The organism is Bradyrhizobium sp. USDA 4452, assembly GCF_054063575.1.
This window is the reverse complement of record NZ_JBSSGK010000002.1, coordinates 16062-31945: the sequence shown is the minus strand read 5'-3', so window position 1 is coordinate 31945 and position 15884 is coordinate 16062. Positions and strand designations below refer to the sequence as shown.

General features: G+C 61.1%; 20 protein-coding genes, 1 tRNA gene and 1 pseudogene. 19 read left to right on the top strand and 3 right to left on the bottom strand.

Features of this window, described 5'->3' with window-relative positions:
• Positions 1-78 precede the first annotated feature (78 nt).
• On the top strand, positions 79-687 hold the full coding sequence (locus ACVISU_RS41285) for a phasin family protein (RefSeq protein ID WP_028344174.1): 609 nt from the start codon (positions 79-81) through the stop codon (positions 685-687).
• Between the two features lie 191 nt (positions 688-878).
• On the opposite strand, the pseudogene ACVISU_RS41280 reads toward ACVISU_RS41285, so the two are convergent.
• A pseudogene (locus tag ACVISU_RS41280) lies at positions 879-4983 on the bottom strand (Ulp1 family isopeptidase).
• Positions 4984-6102: 1119 nt separating this feature from the next.
• Between ACVISU_RS41280 and ACVISU_RS41275 the strand changes: the two are divergent.
• From ACVISU_RS41275 to ACVISU_RS41255, 5 genes are all read left to right on the top strand, one after another.
• A complete protein-coding gene (locus ACVISU_RS41275) occupies positions 6103-6426 on the top strand; it encodes a hypothetical protein (RefSeq protein WP_456711013.1) in 324 nt (107 codons plus the stop codon).
• A 177-nt stretch (positions 6427-6603) separates the two neighbouring features.
• Entirely contained in the window at positions 6604-6732 is a 129-nt protein-coding gene (locus ACVISU_RS41270) for a hypothetical protein (RefSeq protein WP_256438753.1), read from the top strand.
• A 174-nt stretch (positions 6733-6906) separates the two neighbouring features.
• Complete coding sequence (locus ACVISU_RS41265) at positions 6907-7089, top strand: hypothetical protein (RefSeq protein WP_155258444.1); 183 nt, start codon at positions 6907-6909, stop codon at positions 7087-7089.
• Entirely contained in the window at positions 7086-7334 is a 249-nt protein-coding gene (locus tag ACVISU_RS41260; protein WP_028340272.1) for a hypothetical protein, read from the top strand. Before ACVISU_RS41265 ends, ACVISU_RS41260 begins: the two co-directional genes overlap by 4 nt.
• Positions 7331-7801 (top strand): hypothetical protein, encoded by a 471-nt coding sequence (locus ACVISU_RS41255; RefSeq protein WP_456711012.1) that lies wholly within the window; start codon positions 7331-7333, stop codon positions 7799-7801. The genes ACVISU_RS41260 and ACVISU_RS41255 overlap by 4 nt, the downstream gene beginning before the upstream one ends.
• Here the strand turns inward: ACVISU_RS41255 and ACVISU_RS41250 are convergent.
• Positions 7768-7971: a hypothetical protein gene (locus tag ACVISU_RS41250; protein WP_456711011.1), complete on the bottom strand. Its 204-nt coding sequence runs from the start codon at positions 7969-7971 to the stop codon at positions 7768-7770. The genes ACVISU_RS41255 and ACVISU_RS41250 overlap by 34 nt on opposite strands.
• Before the next feature lie 23 nt (positions 7972-7994).
• On the opposite strand from ACVISU_RS41250, the gene ACVISU_RS41245 reads away from it, so the two are divergent.
• The 9 genes from ACVISU_RS41245 (at position 7995) to ACVISU_RS41205 (ending at position 11121) form a co-directional block, all read left to right on the top strand.
• Entirely contained in the window at positions 7995-8177 is a 183-nt protein-coding gene (locus tag ACVISU_RS41245; protein ID WP_028340270.1) for a hypothetical protein, read from the top strand.
• A gap of 18 nt (positions 8178-8195) precedes the next feature.
• Positions 8196-8588 carry a hypothetical protein gene (locus ACVISU_RS41240; RefSeq protein ID WP_456711010.1) on the top strand — a complete coding sequence of 131 codons (393 nt, stop codon included), beginning with the start codon at positions 8196-8198 and terminating at the stop codon, positions 8586-8588.
• 117 nt (positions 8589-8705) lie between these two features.
• Positions 8706-8972 carry a hypothetical protein gene (locus tag ACVISU_RS41235; protein WP_155258442.1) on the top strand — a complete coding sequence of 89 codons (267 nt, stop codon included), beginning with the start codon at positions 8706-8708 and terminating at the stop codon, positions 8970-8972.
• A 7-nt stretch (positions 8973-8979) separates the two neighbouring features.
• Complete coding sequence (locus ACVISU_RS41230; RefSeq protein WP_028340267.1) at positions 8980-9519, top strand: hypothetical protein; 540 nt, start codon at positions 8980-8982, stop codon at positions 9517-9519.
• On the top strand, positions 9516-9671 hold the full coding sequence (locus ACVISU_RS41225; protein ID WP_155258441.1) for a hypothetical protein: 156 nt from the start codon (positions 9516-9518) through the stop codon (positions 9669-9671). The genes ACVISU_RS41230 and ACVISU_RS41225 overlap by 4 nt, the downstream gene beginning before the upstream one ends.
• Positions 9672-9765: 94 nt before the next feature.
• Positions 9766-9972 (top strand): hypothetical protein, encoded by a 207-nt coding sequence (locus tag ACVISU_RS41220; RefSeq protein ID WP_028340266.1) that lies wholly within the window; start codon positions 9766-9768, stop codon positions 9970-9972.
• 26 nt (positions 9973-9998) lie between these two features.
• Complete coding sequence (locus tag ACVISU_RS41215) at positions 9999-10505, top strand: hypothetical protein (RefSeq protein ID WP_051447831.1); 507 nt, start codon at positions 9999-10001, stop codon at positions 10503-10505.
• Positions 10502-10855, top strand: a complete 354-nt coding sequence (locus tag ACVISU_RS41210; protein WP_028340265.1) for a hypothetical protein — start codon at positions 10502-10504, stop codon at positions 10853-10855. The genes ACVISU_RS41215 and ACVISU_RS41210 overlap by 4 nt, the downstream gene beginning before the upstream one ends.
• 2 nt (positions 10856-10857) lie before the next feature.
• Complete coding sequence (locus ACVISU_RS41205) at positions 10858-11121, top strand: hypothetical protein (protein WP_028340264.1); 264 nt, start codon at positions 10858-10860, stop codon at positions 11119-11121.
• A gap of 1001 nt (positions 11122-12122) precedes the next feature.
• Here ACVISU_RS41205 and ACVISU_RS41200 read toward each other — a convergent pair.
• On the bottom strand, positions 12123-12248 hold the full coding sequence (locus ACVISU_RS41200; RefSeq protein WP_256438751.1) for a hypothetical protein: 126 nt from the start codon (positions 12246-12248) through the stop codon (positions 12123-12125).
• Positions 12249-12362: 114 nt separating this feature from the next.
• Here ACVISU_RS41200 and ACVISU_RS41195 point away from each other — a divergent pair, with 114 nt between their 5' ends.
• The 4 genes from ACVISU_RS41195 to ACVISU_RS41180 all read left to right on the top strand — a co-directional run bounded on the left by ACVISU_RS41195 (position 12363) and on the right by ACVISU_RS41180 (position 15831).
• A complete protein-coding gene (locus tag ACVISU_RS41195; RefSeq protein ID WP_051447830.1) occupies positions 12363-12794 on the top strand; it encodes a hypothetical protein in 432 nt (143 codons plus the stop codon).
• A gap of 505 nt (positions 12795-13299) precedes the next feature.
• Positions 13300-13372: transfer RNA gene (locus ACVISU_RS41190), tRNA-Trp, on the top strand.
• Positions 13373-13918: 546 nt separating this feature from the next.
• A complete protein-coding gene (locus ACVISU_RS41185; protein WP_456711009.1) occupies positions 13919-15454 on the top strand; it encodes a hypothetical protein in 1536 nt (511 codons plus the stop codon).
• Positions 15451-15831 carry a hypothetical protein gene (locus ACVISU_RS41180; protein ID WP_028340262.1) on the top strand — a complete coding sequence of 127 codons (381 nt, stop codon included), beginning with the start codon at positions 15451-15453 and terminating at the stop codon, positions 15829-15831. The genes ACVISU_RS41185 and ACVISU_RS41180 overlap by 4 nt, the downstream gene beginning before the upstream one ends.
• Positions 15832-15884: the final 53 nt, after the last annotated feature.

The following is a 15884-nucleotide window of genomic DNA, read 5'->3' as shown; positions in this document are numbered from 1 at the left end:
CATAAGGCCAGAAGGACCTGAAAAGTGCAATTGACGGTGCTAAGCAAGTCAGGAACTCGCAGAAAATGGAGAACAAGCATGGCAAACTTACGCCAGGACGACAAGTCTACACCAGGAGCAGATGATGCAGCTCGCCGTGCCGGCGAGCGGGCTGCCGAGCAGACCAGCCGTACCGGACAAGCTGCAGCTGATCAGACCGCGCATGTTGGACAAGGTGCCGCTCAAGCCGGAGAAGAAACGGCCCGATCAACTTCCGACTTTCTTAAGCAGAACCTCGAGACGGTGCAGAACGCATGGCGGATCGGCCTGGAAGCGACGACCTTAGCCGTGGGACGCTCTACCGAGCAACTTGGACGCACGCTCGGCGTCTCAGGAGAAGGGGTGCAACAGGCAAAAAAGGCAACGGAACGGTCGGCGCGCAATGCGCAAAAGATCCTTTCCACCAGTAATGCTGCTGCCAAAGTGATGAATGGAATTTCTGAAGAGTACAGCCAGATGGTTCGGCATCAAGTCGGGAAGAACATGGACTACATCAGCGAGCTGTGGACCTCGCGGACCCCTCAGGAATTTGTAGCCGCACAAAGTGATATTGTGCGGGAGTCTGTGGAAATTGCTCTGGAGGGTAGTCGTCGGATCGCCGACCTGTCGCTCAAAGTGGCCGAGGAAACCGGAAAGCAGATCAAGTGAAGTATGGAAGGAGTCCGATTGCCCCATGGGAGCGTTCTTCGTTGTAGTCGCCGCGCTTCCCCAGACAGCGCTCGTCGGATGGCTGCGCCGGGCTGTGTTGCTGGGCTGCGGCCTGATTCCGGTCCTTCGTGCCCGAGGCCCAGGCCGTCGGCGTGAGCCGCTCCAGCCTGAGCTATCCGCCCACGGCGACATCAACCCCTGAGTCGGTTCTGCAGCGCCTGCCGATTGGCAACGACGTTGCTAAGGTTCAGCTGGTCTGGCTCCCATCCTTGCGCCAATTGCCTAACCAGCTCCCGCGTGCCGTCCACGACAAAGACGCCGCAATCATAAGTGTTCTGCTGCTGGGCCATGTCGGCTAGCTCCAGGGGGAGGTTCAGCCTTCTTGCGAGATGTGCTGCATCTCTGTTGTTGAGTCCGCCGTAGGAATCGTAGTGATAGGCGACCGGCCGCCACCGGTCGCTGCGATCTACGAACAGCAGCGACCAATGGTTGCCGCGGCTATTAGGATCTTCAGGATTGCCATTAATCACGGGCAGGAACAGGAAGTCGGCTGTATCATTACCATTATCGTCATAGACGATGCGCTGGAACTCGGTTAGCACGACGCCATCGTCGTTAGAGCGCAGATAATTTAGGGCGATGAGGGGATTCACGAACCGCGTCCGGGCGGCGAGATCCGGATCGTTCCTCTGCAAATCCTGCTCCTGGAGCCCGTAATCCCTGTCGATATGCTGGTCGCCCAGCCATTCTGTGTCATCGAGCACCAGCCCGTGGCCGTGAGACGAGACTGTCGGATCTAAAGCCCCGATCTGAGCATTAGCGGAGGTGCTCGGAAACGGGCGTACAGAATTAGCATCGTCACGTGATTCGGACGGCGTGGGCGCAGTCAGATCGACCAATGGAAAACCGCGGTAGGCGTCTGAGCGAGCCCTGGCAAAAGGCGCCGCCGCAAAGTGAGCATCGTCGCGCAATTCGGACGGCGTGGGCGCATCCAGATGCACCAATGACTCAAGACCGCCGTAGGTGCCTGAGCGAGCCCTGGCAGCCGGCGCCGGCGCTGCTTCCAGCGTCGGCCACATACTCCAATCAAAGTCGAGCGGCATCTGCGGCGACCAGGTTGAGGCGGACCACGCAGGTTGCTGCCGTCCAGCTTGGACTATGTCCTGCGCCTGCCCAGGGGGAACCTCGGGCCACGATGGGCCGTCTTTCCCCATCAAACGCAGATCCCGATCGTAACCTTCCGGGAGGACCAATGGCCGACTGACAGCTCCCTGCGGCGCGCTGTGCTGCGCGGCGGCGCCCGCGACGTACGTCGCGGCCGCATGCGGCGCCGTTGCATCTTCGTGCCCGCTCGCCTGCATCATCGGCTGCGCATGCCATGGCGATGCACCCTGTTGATGGGTGGGGGCCGGGGTCGCGGCGATCTCGCTCAGCAGCCGCTCAATAGCAAGGCCTTGCGGATTGTCTAGGGTCCTCGGCCTCTTCGCTGGCCTTAACTCAGCTGCATCCTGTTCATCGTTGATGAGGATCTCCTCGCTTGGCGGGAGGTTGCTCCTGGCAAGTGCAGCCATCGGCTCTTCCGAGAACTGCTGGCCGTCCCGGCGCCAGTTCAGGGGACGAATGGAATCTCCGGGATCCGATGCCTGGTCGTGCCGCGCGACTGGCTCGAGAGATGACGACGGGCCGGGTTCGTCCATCAGCCCCAAAACCAAATCCTGCTCGTGGCGTTCCGCAGGAAGCAGTTTCTCTAGGCCAACTGCCAACTTCCTGCGAGCTGTGCTGCGCTGCGGCGTCGCCGGCCCGCCTCGGCTCCATCAGTGCCGCGCCTTCGGGATCAGGACCGGGGGAAATATAGCGCTCGCGCTCCATCGCTTTAGCGCCCGCCTGTGATTTTCGGAGTTGACCTAATGCGGCATCGATCGTCCGGATGCCACCGAAGTCCTTTTTATAGGCCTCGACATCTTCATCCAACGCCCCGCCGGAAAGCCGAGTAGCAATGCCCTTCTTGTTATTTTCACGCAGGTGGTGACCGAAACTGCGAAGAGCAGTCGCATACACACCGCCGGTACTTGTCGCTGCTTCGTTTTGGTACTCTATGATGAGAGCCGCGTCCTGGAGGTAAGGATTTAGCTCAGTGGTGGCTGTGACCGTCACTCCGCCCGTCGACTGAAAGGTCCGGAGAAGACCTATTGACCTAATAAGGAGGCGACTGCCCTTACCCTTTTCGATGAACTCACGCGCATCATCGGTCCAGCGACTCTTTTTCGAGCCGATCAACAATGCTCGTTTTGTTATTTGCCAAGAGCCAGCGGCCAAAGGCGCGAAGCGGGCCTACAAGGTCTTTGGCGGTGCGTTCGGCGGCGTTGCCACTGCGGAGGGCCTCCTCAAGCCCCGAAATAAGGGGAGCATCCTCGGAATAAAGAGGCTTCCTCCGCCCTCTCAAAATCCCAGTTGACTGAGCCGGCTGCGGCGCCGACGACGACGGGCCGGGTTCGTCCATCCGGCCCAAATCCTGATCGTGGCCTTCCGCAGGAAGAAATTCCTCTGGCCAACTGCCAGCTTGCTGCGACGCACTGTGCTGCGCAGCGGCGTCGCCGACCTGCATCGACTCCATCAGGGCCGCGTCTTTGGGATCAATATGCCGCTCGAGCTCCATCGCGTTAGCGCCGGCCTGCGATTTTCGGAGTTGAGCCAGAGCGGCACCGATCCTCGAATCAGCACCGGCGCCCTTCTTATAGCTATTGATATCTTTCATCCAACGCCCCGCCGGAAAGCCGAGTAGCAATGCCCTTCTTGTTATTTTCACGCAGGTAGTGACCGAAACTGCGAAGAGCAGTTGCATACATCCGGCCGGTACTTGTCGCTGTTTCTTTTTTGTACTCGTTGATGAGATCCGCGTCCTGAGGGTGAGGATTTAGCTCAGTGCGGGCTGTGACCGTCACTCCGCCCGTCGACTGGAAGGTCCGGAGATGGTTCAATTCCTCTGACCAACTGCCAGCTTGCTGCGACGCACTGTGCTGCGCAGCGGCGTCGCCGACCTGCATCGACTCCATCAGGGCCGCGTCTTTGGGATCAAAATGGCGCTCGGGCTCCATCGCCTTAGCGCCGGCCTGCGATTTTCGGAGTTGAGCCAGAGCGGCACCGATCCTCGAATCAGCACCGGCGCCCTTCTTATAGCTATTGACATCTTCATCCAACGCCCCGCCGGAAAGCCGAGTAGCAATGCCCTTCTTGTTGTTTTCACGCAGGTAGTGACCGAAACTGCGAAGAGCAGTTGCATACATCCGGCCGGTACTTGTCGCTGTTTCTTTTTTGTACTCGTTGATGAGATCCGCGTCCTGAGGGTGAGGATTTAGCTCAGTGCGGGCTGTGACCGTCACTCCGCCCGTCGACTGGAAGGTCCGGAGATGGTTCAATTCCTCTGACCAACTGCCAGCTTGCTGCGACGCACTGTGCTGCGCAGCGGCGTCGCCGACCTGCATCGACTCCATCAGGGCCGCGTCTTTGGGATCAAAATGGCGCTCGGGCTCCATCGCCTTAGCGCCGGCCTGCGATTTTCGGAGTTGAGCCAGAGCGGCACCGATCCTCGAATCAGCACCGGCGCCCTTCTTATAGCTATTGACATCTTCATCCAACGCCCCGCCGGAAAGCCGAGTAGCAATGCCCTTCTTGTTGTTTTCACGCAGGTAGTGACCGAAACTGCGAAGAGCAGTTGCATACATCCTGCCGGTACTTGTCGCTGTTTCTTTTTCTGTACTCGTTGATGAGATCCGCGTCCTGAGGGTGAGGATTTAGCTCAGTGCGGGCTGTGACCGTCACTCCGCCCGTCGACTGGAAGGTCCGGAGATGGTTCAATGCCGCAAGGATATTCGAGGGACGCCTCTTTTCGAACTCGCGTGCATCATGGGTCAGCGACGGGTCGTTGAGCCGAGCAACAATGCTCGTTTTGTTATTTGCGAAGAGCCAGCCGCCAAAGCTGCGAAGTGAAGTTAGATAGTCCCCAGCGTTGCGGTGGGTGGGGTTGCCGATAAGGGCCTTCTCAAGCCCCGAAATAAGGCGAGCGTCCTCGGAATAAAGGAGATGCTTGCCCTGCCGTCCTATCAAAACCCAAGTTGACTGAGCCGACTGCAGCGCCGAGGCGGCCGGCATTGCTCCACCACCTCCATCTGAGTTGGCGATCTCGCTCAATTGCCGCTCAAAGGTCGCCGCGGCTGCGGACGGAGCCGCGGGTGAGCTCTCTTGCGGGCCCGTGCTGTCCGATTGTTCATGCACCGACTTGGTCGAGGGGAAATCCATCCGTTCTCACCTTCAAAATATGAACATGGGCTTCGATCTGACATGCTGGGAATCAGCAACAAACCACCCTTTACGGCCCTCGACAGGCGCGCACCGTGAGCATCGGCAGCCGATGTTTTTGCAAGGCGACCAGCCCTGTATGTTTTGTTAAATGGGGAAGCTGTCGAGAACCTGATGACGACAATTGCCGCGCCAAGACAGCATGGTGCATGTGCCTGCGCGCTTCGCCGTCAACAGCCGAGAGACCGAAGATACCGAAGATTCAGAGACAAAATACTGCTTCTCATCGGTGAGGCGTACGGCCAGCTTTCGCGGCTCCAGCCAACATCTTGACAGGATGCGCTGAACGCGCGAGGCAAAAATCGAAACGCAACCACTTTTGGTGCCTTACAATTCAGTATTGATCTTAAGACGCCTATTGCTGAATCGGCTTGCAAATTTTGGACGCCGATCCCCCGGCTTAGGGGGGCAGAATTGCAGAATGACACCCACGTCACCCCAATAGACGAACCATTCACCTGGTCGGTGCTCGTCGTTGTCCCGGCGTCGGGTAAGCTGGGTCAATTGGGACGAACCTGTGGTTTCTGACACTCGGTGCGGGGTGGAGCGCTTCGCGCTCAGTCCATACCGTAACAGGGCGGCTGGCCTTACCGGGATTTGTAAGGGACCACCGGCATCTGGTGCCGCGGCATCTCGTGCCGGTACCACCGGCATCTCGTGCCGGTACCACCGGCATCTGGTGCCGGTACCACCGGAATCTCCTGCCGGTACCACCGGCACCAGGTGCCTACTAACCTATCAAGAAACAACACTGAACCAACATTGAACCCAAAGAGGGCTGGCTGGCCTGTCGTTTGCATTAATTGGAGCGTCATGATAGCGAAAAGCAAACGACACCATAGGCGGAGATGATCGAAGTGGACCAGGCCGAGAAGAAGCGCAAGCGCAGAGAGCCGATTTGCGACGGTCTGGGACGAGTACATCGGAAGAGCCCGCCAAGGCGCCGAGAGCAGGGGACTGAAGTTCGAAATCGATGCCCGCTACATCGAGCAGCTGTTTGCTGAACAAAACGACCGGTGCCGCATCAGCGGCCTCCCGCTGACGGCCGACCGGAAGGTTATGCACCCGACCGCGTCGCTCGACCGCATCGAAAGCCACCGAGGCTACGAGAAGGGCAACGTGCAGTGGATCCACAAGGTCGTGAACATCATGAAGAGCGACCATGACGAGGAATACTTCATCGCGATGTGCTCGCAGATCGCGGCGCACCGCGGAAACCCTGACGGACTGACGTCAAGGGAGCGAGCCGCGCTCGCCGGCCAGGCTCAGTGCTCGAAGCCCGCGAAGCGCACTTCCGGCACCCACAATTTCAAGACAGCGCCGAAGCCTGTCCGGCCGCCGGCCCCGGATCAGTTCGCCTCGGCGGGAGGGATGCTGTTCTGAGTGGCATTTCTGCACCACTTGGACCCTCGTTTGCATTCTTTTGATCGACCCTTGACGGAAACTGCATATGGGGGTATCTACTGCGCTACGTTAGCATTCGTGCAAACGGCCATCATCAAGCCCCCAACCCAGCCAGCCGGTTCCCGCCGGACTGGCCGGCGCGGGCAGAGGAACCCAATGACCCTCACGGACCTGCAATTCGTGGCGGCACTCGGCGTGCTCACCATGAAATTGCTCGTCCTGACCTTCGGGGCGCTCGCCATCACCTCGATGGCGTTTGTGATCACCGCCGTCTGCAAACGCTGACACCAAGTTACCCAGAGCCCGGTCTCGCCCACGGCAGACCGGGGCACCCTTTCCGGAGCGACCATGCCTCGCAGACGCCGACGCCAGGAAGAAGATCTCGTTCATGCCGCCGTCGAGGCGTTGGAGGATGAGATCCGATGCTGGCAGCAGCGGGAGAGGCCGTATTCCGGCGACATGGTCACGCTGACGCGCTGGCCGCTCAGCCGCATTGCTGGACCAATCGGTCCTGCCGAGGTCGACGCTCAGGCGATGCAGACCATCGAGCACATCGATCTTCAGAAAAACGAGGTTCCGTTCTTCCTCCGCTATCGCGGCATGGAGGCGGCGATCAAGAAGATCCGCGAGCTGGAAGCATGAAGCAGCTCGGTGACATCCTGCTGGGCCTCGGGCTCGGCCTCACGATCGCGGCCCTGATCGCCAACAACTGGCGGCGGTCGAAGCCTCGCGTCCATGGCTGGAGCGAAGCCGACGCCGAGCTGCTGACGATGCCGGCGCACGAGCGCCTGGCCCGGCAGCTCGCCGTCCGGGCAGGCGCCCCCGAGTTCATGTGGCGGCGGTACACGCCGCTCGCCGTTTCGATCATCCTGAGGAAGCCGTCATGAGCCGTCGTCGCCAGCTGCAGATCATCCGCGATCAGATCCACGCCGAGATGCGGGACGGCCTGACGCAGACCATGCTGATCGCCTTCCTGGTGATCGCCGCGATCGATCGTCATCGCCCGGAACATCCACTGATGGCGCGGACTGGCAATTACCAGATCCCGTTCGACGAGGCCGGTAACCAGCTCCATTACCCGGAGGTCTGGACCTTCGTGAACGGCAAGCGCGGCGACGTCGTCTGGCGCGACAACGTGCCGTTCCAGGCCAAGCTGACCTACACCGGCTTCAACCGCGGCCGGTCGGCGGCCTACCTCGACTTCACCGACGAGAACGGCAAGTCGGTCACCTTCTTCATGAAGGACTTCGACAAGCTCGTCCCGCACCTGAGCGGGGGCGCCGTCACCGGCACATTCATCTTCGTCAAGCGCGGCCAGAACTACGGCTGCCAGCTGATCGAGCCCGTCGCGTGAGCGTCGGCCAGGGCAAGGCGCTTCGCGCTCACCAGCACAAGATGAACCGCAAGCAGGACATCTCCGATCGCCGCGGTCGCGAGTTGCAGGAGCGCGTCGAGCAGCGCCGCAAGGCGAGGCAGCTCCGCAAACCAGTTTCCCAAGAGCCCGTGATCTGCTCCGAGCAGCACGGGTCCACCCTTCAGAGAGAACCATGCCCGCCAAGAAGAAGACCGCCGAGAAGTCCGCAGCCGTCATCACGGTCAAGGACGCGCCCGAGATGACCAAGCGCGGCCGGCGCCAGGTCGCCGAGTGGATGCGCAAGCAGGCCGACTTCCTGGAGTTCGAGGGCAAGGCGTTCTCGAAGCGCTTCACCGCGCGCTACCTCTATCGCTGATGGCCAGCGATACCTGCGATGCCTGCGGCAAAACGGAAGAAGGCGTCGCCTGGTTCGCAGCAGCCTTTCGAAAGGTACGGCTTAAAAAAGATAAGCCTGATCCCGGAAACCTCTGCGGAGGATGCGCCGGCTCCATCACCGGAAAAGAAATCGGTGCCGAAGTCTCCGGCCGAGCCAAGGCCTGATCCGATCTCGACCAGCCCGTTCGCGTTGCAAGCCTACGAGCTGATCAAGGTTCTGGATCCGCTCGTCGGTGTGGCCGAGGCGACGACCTTCTTCATGAACCGCAGCAACGAAATGCTCGGCGGCATCACCCCGGTGACCGCGATCAAGCAAGGCCGGCTCGACGACGTCAAGCGCGCCGTGCGCGCGGTCGCAGCAGAGAAGGGCGTCTTCCAGACGCCGTTGTGATGAAGACCAAAACCCGGAAGCCGGCGAAGCGGTATCGACCGCTCGCTTGCGGCTGCTGCGACAGCATCGACTGTCGCGAAACCATCAACCATCAAATCGAGTGGCGCGAGGCACAAGATGAGCTTGCAGACGATCACCCCGTGGTGCGCCGTAGTTGCGGCGAGCGAGACGATCGCTAGGCAGTACATGGACGCCTTCAAGCTCTCGTCCGAGATCTGGGATGCGCGCCAGCACGACACGGCGCTCGGCGCCCAGTACGAGCACATCGTGCTGATCCGGCCGCACTGGCGCATGGCGCCCGCCGAGGTCGCCCACTTCGAAAGGAACGTCCTGCCGATGTGGCTGACCCGCCTGTCGCCGAACGGCAAACTGAAAGTCATCTGAGGACATCATGGACGCCGCCGAAGTCACCGACCACAAGCCAGTTTCGATCTGGAACAAACTCAACCCGCTATGGTGGCTCGTCGGCGATGACGGCTGGAACGTGCCGGACGTCAACAACGGCGCGCCGTACCTGCCGGAGGTGACCAACATCTGGCTGCGGCGCTTCTACTGGTTCATCTGCCGCAACCCGCTGATGAACTTCGTCGGCTACGTGCTCGGCGTCGAGGACAAGAACTACTGGGTCTACGGCTCGGACCAGGTGCTGCGCACCACCGGCCGCGACTGCACCCCGCAGGCCTTCGGCTTCCGCTGGGCGGTGCTCGACCCGGGCGTCTCGTTCGGCGCCATCGCGGTCACGCTGATCGCCGCCGCGCTCGCATGGTTCATCCATCCGGCGTTCGCCGTGGTCCTCCCAATCTCGCTGTTCAAGGCGGCCGGTCTCTTGCCGTTCGTCAACTACTGGAACGGCTCTCTCGAGTTTTACCTGGGCTGGCGGCCGGCAAGCGGCGGCTTCGGCACCAAGATCATTTTCACGGAAAGCACATGATCATCGAAGCCATCATCCTCGGCGTCGCTCTCTACGCCGGCCTCTCCTCGATCGGCGACGCCATCGACAATGTCGCGGTCGGCATCGAGCAGGCCTCGCTCAACCAGATGGCGTTCTTCCAGGACGACGAAGACGACGAGGAGGGCAAGTGATGCCGTTCCCGCTGTCCATCTTCCTGTTCAGCTACGTGATCTGGCAGGCCTCGATCGAGCGCGCCTTCACGTTCAACCCGGTCGAGCTGCGCCCGTGACGATCACCCTCAATTCCTGGGCCATCCCGGTCTTCTTGACCGCGCTGCTCTGGCTCGCCGTCCAGCTCTGGCCGGTCTCCGAGAACAACGGCGGCTTCGGCTTCAGCCAGGCCTTCGACTATCTGCTCCACGCCGTTGTCGGCATCATCGCCACGCTGGTGATCTGGCTCGTTTATTTCGCCACGCGCTTCGCCATCGGCTGAGCCGGCGCGCACCAAAAGCCACGCCAATGAAACTGCTGCAACTCGCCCTCGCGGGCGTGCTGATGCTGTGCGCCCTGGCGCCAGCGTCAGCGAGGGACGTGCCGGTCCAGGTCGAGTCGGGCCGCAACGTCACGTTCATCACGGACGATCCCGGCGGGCTCATCGTGGACTTCGTCAAGAAGTACTCCGACATGCGCGACGCCAGGACGAAGGTCGTCCTGACCGGCGAGTGCGTCTCGGCCTGCACCTTGATGCTGAGCATCCTGCGGCCCGAGCTGGTGTGCGCGATGCCGGAGGCTGCCCTCGGCTTCCATTCAGCATCGACCATCACGAAGGAGCCGGGCAAGCCAGACGTCATCGAGCACGCTCCGGAGATCTCGCTGCTGGTCTTCAACAGCTATCCGGCCAAGGTACGTTCGTTCCTCGAAGCGCGCGGCTGGCGCGGTGCCAATGCACACCCGGACATCATCTGGGTGAGGGGAAAGAACCTCCGGAAGATGATCCGGCCTTGCACCGAGGCAGACATGTCATGAAGCGCCGCCGCCCGCTCGACCGCCGCAAGCTGCCGTCGATCATCAAGATCGGCATCTTCGAGTATCGGCTGCTCCACTGGAATCCGTTGGAGGCCGACGCAGAAGGCTGCAAGGGGATGTGCAACATCTTCGAGTTCTGGATCAAGGTCCGCGAGGATCTGCCGGACTCAGGCTTCGCCGAGACGCTCGAACACGAGATCAACCACGCCTGCTGGGAAGCCGCAAAGCTGAAGAGCCGTGCGGCCGAAGAGACGGTCATCAACCGACTGACCCCGGTGATGATCATGGCCCGGCGCGACAACCCGCAAATCTACGCCTGGATCGACCAGGCCATCGCCCAGAAAGAATAGCCATGCTCAACGCCATGGTCGCGTCGTCGAAGACGCACGCCGCAGCCATGATCCGTTGGCTCGGTCTCAAGCCTGAAGAGTGGGAGCCGATCGCCTACGGCGATCCGATCCATAAGATGTTCGCCAACGTGCGCCTGGTGCGCCCGAGCGAAGGCGTCGACCAGGCTCACACCGACTGGGTGCTGGAGAAGCTCGTTCCGTACATCTGTCTGACCTGCACGACGGTGCCGCTGAACTGGCGCATTCCGCAGGAACACGTCTCCTGAAAGAGAACATGAAGAAGAAGCACATCAGGAAGGTATCCAAGAACACCAAGCTGACCGAGTTGCGGCTGGAGCGTAAGCGCCGACGCAAGCGCAAGGCAGCTGGCTAACGAACAACCATCCCCGGAGCACAGAACAGGGAGCAGGGTCAATGAGCCCTGACCGACTGCTCAGCCCGGCCTGCGGCGGGGGTTTCTCCTCCTTTACCCCGCCGCGCCCGATGACAAATCAGCTCAGCTGCAAAACATCGGGCACCTGACATTCTCTTTACGTTCTCTTGCGGAAAAAAGTTGCCCGTTTTTGGAAAGACTTTTCCGGGCATGAGACGTTCCACGAACAGGTGGCGTACCGCACCGGCAACGGTGTCGGCTCTAACGGGTAAGCCAGTAGCCCCGTAGTCCTCGTAATTCTTCAAAGCGGCCCCTGAGGGGAACGGCTGATCCCCGTCAACGCGATGCAGTTGAGGCACAGGCTCGTCGACTTCTGGATTGGACGCGCCCCACCTGTTTGGCTCGTGATGACACGCGGCGGCGTTATACGCACAGCCTATCGGCGAAGAGGTCCATGGTAAGTCGCCGACGACCGTTTGAGGCCAGCGTGATGCAGGTCGAGGTCGAAAGGATCCGAGTCGTCGTCCTGTGGGATGACGACGGTCACGAGCCAACTATTATACCCCCAAGAGCGGTGACGCGACATGCGTCCAGCGCAGGAACTGCGCGATGGCGATGGTGCCCCACGAGCCCTGTAATCCGACACGAGGTGCGCCGCTCTTGTTTATCTTTCCCCCACGGTGGGCTCACCAGTTCTGCTCGCAGTAGCCTGGACCCCGTAAGCCGAACTGCAGGCCGTGATAGGTCGATCGCGCGATCGACCTTTTGGTTGCTGGTAACCTCCAACCCCGCAAGGGGCGGTGGCCCGAAGTGCGGGTCGAACAAAGCCAGAGCTTTTCCTCGGTGCTAGCCGTCGAGGGCTCGCGTAGACCGCAAGCCCTCGACCAAGATCTCTTACTTGCCGCCACCACCGGGGTCATGCCCGCCGCCAGCGATGGCCGGCTGCGAGTGGATGATGACGCCGGCCGTCCCGCCAATCACGGCGAGCATCAGTGCAACGGCCACCAGGATCTTGCGCATATAGCACCTCTCAGGTTGACGCTCTTATTAGTTCTGGTTCCACCAGCGGAAGTTCAAGAGAGGGGCGGTTCATTACAAACTTTTCATGGGTATCGGGCAACCGAGAGTATTCTTATGTTCAAGCACGGTCATTCCCGCGACAGCGGCGAGTCTCCGACATACCGGTCTTGGGTCGCAATGATCCAGCGCTGCTATGATCCGGCCAGCACGTCCTATGAGAGCTATGGCCAGCGCGGCATCACTGTGTGTGATCGCTGGCGCGGACATGATGGCTTCGAAAACTTTCTAGCGGATGTTGGCGAGCGCCCGTCGTTGAAGCATTCGATCGACAGGATCGACAACGAAGGCCACTACGAGCTTTCGAACTGCAAGTGGTCAACGGTGAAGGAGCAAAACCGGAACCGCCGATCAACTCGCTGGGTAGACTTCCGCGGGCGAACAATGTCGCTCGCCGAGGCGATCGAACTGTCTGGCCTTCCGGAGGCCAGAGTGAAGCGACGTCTCTACGTTTACAAGTGGCCTCTTGAAGACGCGCTTGCTGCTTAATTTCTCGGTGCCAGCCGACACGTCAAATGAAATGACATAGGGGTGGCTGGTTAAATGGGGCCATGTGCCAAGCCGAGTGCTCGCTGTTGCGAGCGCAGCCCGCCACCGTCTGTTGTGGCGGGCACCTATTGAGCCCCAGGATCGTTGCTCACGATAAACGCCAGCACTGACCATGCGCGCGTGTGACGCTCCCCTGGGCCACCCGGATCACAGCTGGTCTCGTGATCTCGCGGGAGGGTGGGCGCTGTCGAGGAGCAGCAGGCAAGGCCTGGCGAAGGTCATCCTCTCTAATTCGGTCGAGGGCGGAACGGCCTCCCGCCACGCCGCTGATCCTGAGAAGCACGTAGGGAAGGCGGCAAAGTACGAGCAATCGGAAGAGATGCGGGCACATGGGCAACCCGCCGACCGAACCAAAAGCCGCAAGGCGCACGCCATCCCCAAGATAGGCGTCCCGACGACTGGGCAATCCGTCGCGTGAAGAAATCGGGTAGGGGCTCCATTCTGCATCGGTGAGCCAGTGGTGGTGGCACGGTATCCAAAACCGAAGTCCGCTGGTTCGACTCCAGCCACCGGTGCCAATCAACAAAAAGAAGAAACGATGAGCACGTCGCGCTATCGCGTTATCTCCCTCAGCGGGATCACCATCGGCACTGACTTCTACGATGTGAACTCGATCGTCACGCTCACGCCCGGAGGCGCGAAGTACTTCCTCCTGAACAAGCAGATCGCGCTGGCCGACAGCCAGCCGCCGGTCGGCGTTCCGGGCGGTCCGAGCGAAGACGACGTCAAGATCGAGATCTACATCAACAACATCGGCAAGACGGTTTCGCTCACCCAGCTGCGGGACATGTTCCCGAGCTTCAAGGGTGATCCCGGCGAGCAAGGCCTCCGTGGACCTGCTGGAGCGCAGGGGGCGCGAGGGCCGCAGGGCGACGTCGGACGCGGCATCAGGCTCGCCGGCATCGTCGCCACCGTGTTCGATCTTCCTCCGGCCGCCGCCGAAGGCAATGACGTCTACCTCGCCCAGGACACCGGACACGGCTGGGCCTGGACGAATGGCGCCTGGATCGACATCGGCCCGTTCCGAGGTCCGGAAGGCAAGACAGGTCCGGCAGGCCCGAAGGGTGAGGCTGGTCCGCAGGGCCCGGGCAGGCGAGCAGGGGCCTCCGGGCGACCCTGGCGATCCGTCGCTGGCGCAGCTGACGGCTGCCAACGCGGCAAGCTCGACGGCCTCAGCGGCCACGGCTTCCGACGCTGCGGACAGGGCGCTGGCCTCGGAGAATGCGGCTGCCGGTCACAAGCAGGACGCCAGCGACAGTGCCACAGCGGCTGCCGCCAGCGAAGCGTCTGCCCTCACGAGCAAGATAGCGGCGGAGCAGGCGGCATCGACCGCCACCACCGTGGTGGCCAGCGCATCGGATTCTGCTGCTGCGGCGGCGACGTCCAAGACGAACGCGGCGACCAGCGAGAGCAATGCGGCTGCCAGCGCGACGACCGCGACCAACAAAGCGGCTGCCGCGGCAACGAGCGAGCAGTCCGCTGCCACTCATGCCACCAATGCCGGCACGTCGGAGACCAATGCCGCAAACAGTGCGACCGCCGCATCCAATTCTGCCACGGCTGCAGCGCTGTCGGAAACCAATGCAGCGACCAGCAAGACGGCGGCGGCTACGTCCGCTTCGAATGCATCCACCTCTGCAGACAACGCGCAGGCAAGCTACACGAATGCGCTGAACGCCTACAACAACCTCAGGGGCACCTACTACGGCGCTCAGGCGACCGATCCTGCGACCGATCCTCTTGGCGCGGCGAAGGGATCTGGTGATTTCTATTTCAACACCACGTCGCTGACCATGCGGTACTGGAACGGCGCTGTGTGGGTCGACTTTCTGCTGCCTGGCGCCATCGGACAGTGCAAGCTGACCATGGTCAGCTCGACCACGCTCAAGCTGATCCCGTTCAACGGCAACCTGATCAAGATCAATGGTCAGCTATACCAGATCCCTGCGGCAGGCGTCACGCTGACCAACTCAGGATTTGCGGCGAACACGCTGTACTACATCTACATCAAGATCGTGGGCAGCACCCTGACGCTGCAGCAGAGCCTGACTGGTCACATCACCAGTTCTTCGGCCGGCAGCGTCGGCGTCGTCGAGGTGATGAATACCGCTGGCGGCGAAGTGTACACGCTCGTCGGCATGGTTTTCACTGGCGCATCGAGCCAGTTCTTTGACCAGCCCGACACGCGCTGGGTCCGGTCCTGGTTCAATGAGACGGGCGTTATCTTGGCGAGGTACTCGTCGACCACGGTGGCGACGACATCAGGCACGCCGATCGAGCTGGATTCGGCAGTCCGATGCTTTGCGTTGCTGTGGGCGAATGAGCAGTTCCATCAGACGATCTCGTGTTCGTGCTTCAACAATACGCTCGGGTCGCTGACGTATCTGATCCCTGGCTGGGGCAACAGCTTCGGCAGCTGGTATGGACTGCAGCAGTACATGCACCAGGACACGGTCTCATACGCGAGATCGATGAGCAATTCCTGGACGCTTCAGAACTCAACCGATCAGGCAGTAATCCTCTCGATGTGGGGACAGGTTGGGTCCGGGACTGGCTCCTATGCCTACAAATCTAACTCCATCATGACGGTGCGCCGATGACGTCTCTTGCTACAGCTTTGTCTGAGCTTCGCCCTGGAGCCCAATGGGTACTCCGCGGCGACACCATCGGCGACCTTGAATGGCTCGACACAGAGCAGGTCGTGCCGACGCAGGCGGAGGTGGACGCCTACCTCGCGTCCCCAGTCGTGCCGCAGTTGGTGACGCCTCGGCAGATCCGGCTGGCGCTCTACCAATTCGGATTGCGCCAACAGGTCGAAGACTACGTCAACAGTCAGGACATCACCGTTCAGGACAGTTGGAACTATGCCACCCAGATCGAGCGGACCAATCCGCTCATCCTGGCCTGCAAGTCAGCTCTCGGAAAAACCGATGAGGAGCTGGACCAGCTCTTCATCCTGGCCGCGTCCATCGTCTGAGACCGCACAACGCACACCAACCAGGCCGTCCTTCGGGGCGGCCTTTTTCGTTT

Coding starts and splice junctions, on each gene's coding strand:
- ACVISU_RS41285 (WP_028344174.1), top strand. CDS start 79: ATGGCAAACTTACGCCAGGACGACAAGTCTACACCAGGAGCAGATGAT.
- ACVISU_RS41275 (WP_456711013.1), top strand. CDS start 6,103: ATGCACCCGACCGCGTCGCTCGACCGCATCGAAAGCCACCGAGGCTAC.
- ACVISU_RS41270 (WP_256438753.1), top strand. CDS start 6,604: ATGACCCTCACGGACCTGCAATTCGTGGCGGCACTCGGCGTGCTCACC.
- ACVISU_RS41265 (WP_155258444.1), top strand. CDS start 6,907: ATGGTCACGCTGACGCGCTGGCCGCTCAGCCGCATTGCTGGACCAATC.
- ACVISU_RS41260 (WP_028340272.1), top strand. CDS start 7,086: ATGAAGCAGCTCGGTGACATCCTGCTGGGCCTCGGGCTCGGCCTCACG.
- ACVISU_RS41255 (WP_456711012.1), top strand. CDS start 7,331: ATGAGCCGTCGTCGCCAGCTGCAGATCATCCGCGATCAGATCCACGCC.
- ACVISU_RS41245 (WP_028340270.1), top strand. CDS start 7,995: ATGCCCGCCAAGAAGAAGACCGCCGAGAAGTCCGCAGCCGTCATCACG.
- ACVISU_RS41240 (WP_456711010.1), top strand. CDS start 8,196: ATGCCTGCGGCAAAACGGAAGAAGGCGTCGCCTGGTTCGCAGCAGCCT.
- ACVISU_RS41235 (WP_155258442.1), top strand. CDS start 8,706: ATGAGCTTGCAGACGATCACCCCGTGGTGCGCCGTAGTTGCGGCGAGC.
- ACVISU_RS41230 (WP_028340267.1), top strand. CDS start 8,980: ATGGACGCCGCCGAAGTCACCGACCACAAGCCAGTTTCGATCTGGAAC.
- ACVISU_RS41225 (WP_155258441.1), top strand. CDS start 9,516: ATGATCATCGAAGCCATCATCCTCGGCGTCGCTCTCTACGCCGGCCTC.
- ACVISU_RS41215 (WP_051447831.1), top strand. CDS start 9,999: ATGAAACTGCTGCAACTCGCCCTCGCGGGCGTGCTGATGCTGTGCGCC.
- ACVISU_RS41210 (WP_028340265.1), top strand. CDS start 10,502: ATGAAGCGCCGCCGCCCGCTCGACCGCCGCAAGCTGCCGTCGATCATC.
- ACVISU_RS41205 (WP_028340264.1), top strand. CDS start 10,858: ATGCTCAACGCCATGGTCGCGTCGTCGAAGACGCACGCCGCAGCCATG.
- ACVISU_RS41200 (WP_256438751.1), bottom strand. CDS start 12,248: ATGCGCAAGATCCTGGTGGCCGTTGCACTGATGCTCGCCGTGATTGGC.
- ACVISU_RS41195 (WP_051447830.1), top strand. CDS start 12,363: ATGTTCAAGCACGGTCATTCCCGCGACAGCGGCGAGTCTCCGACATAC.
- ACVISU_RS41180 (WP_028340262.1), top strand. CDS start 15,451: ATGACGTCTCTTGCTACAGCTTTGTCTGAGCTTCGCCCTGGAGCCCAA.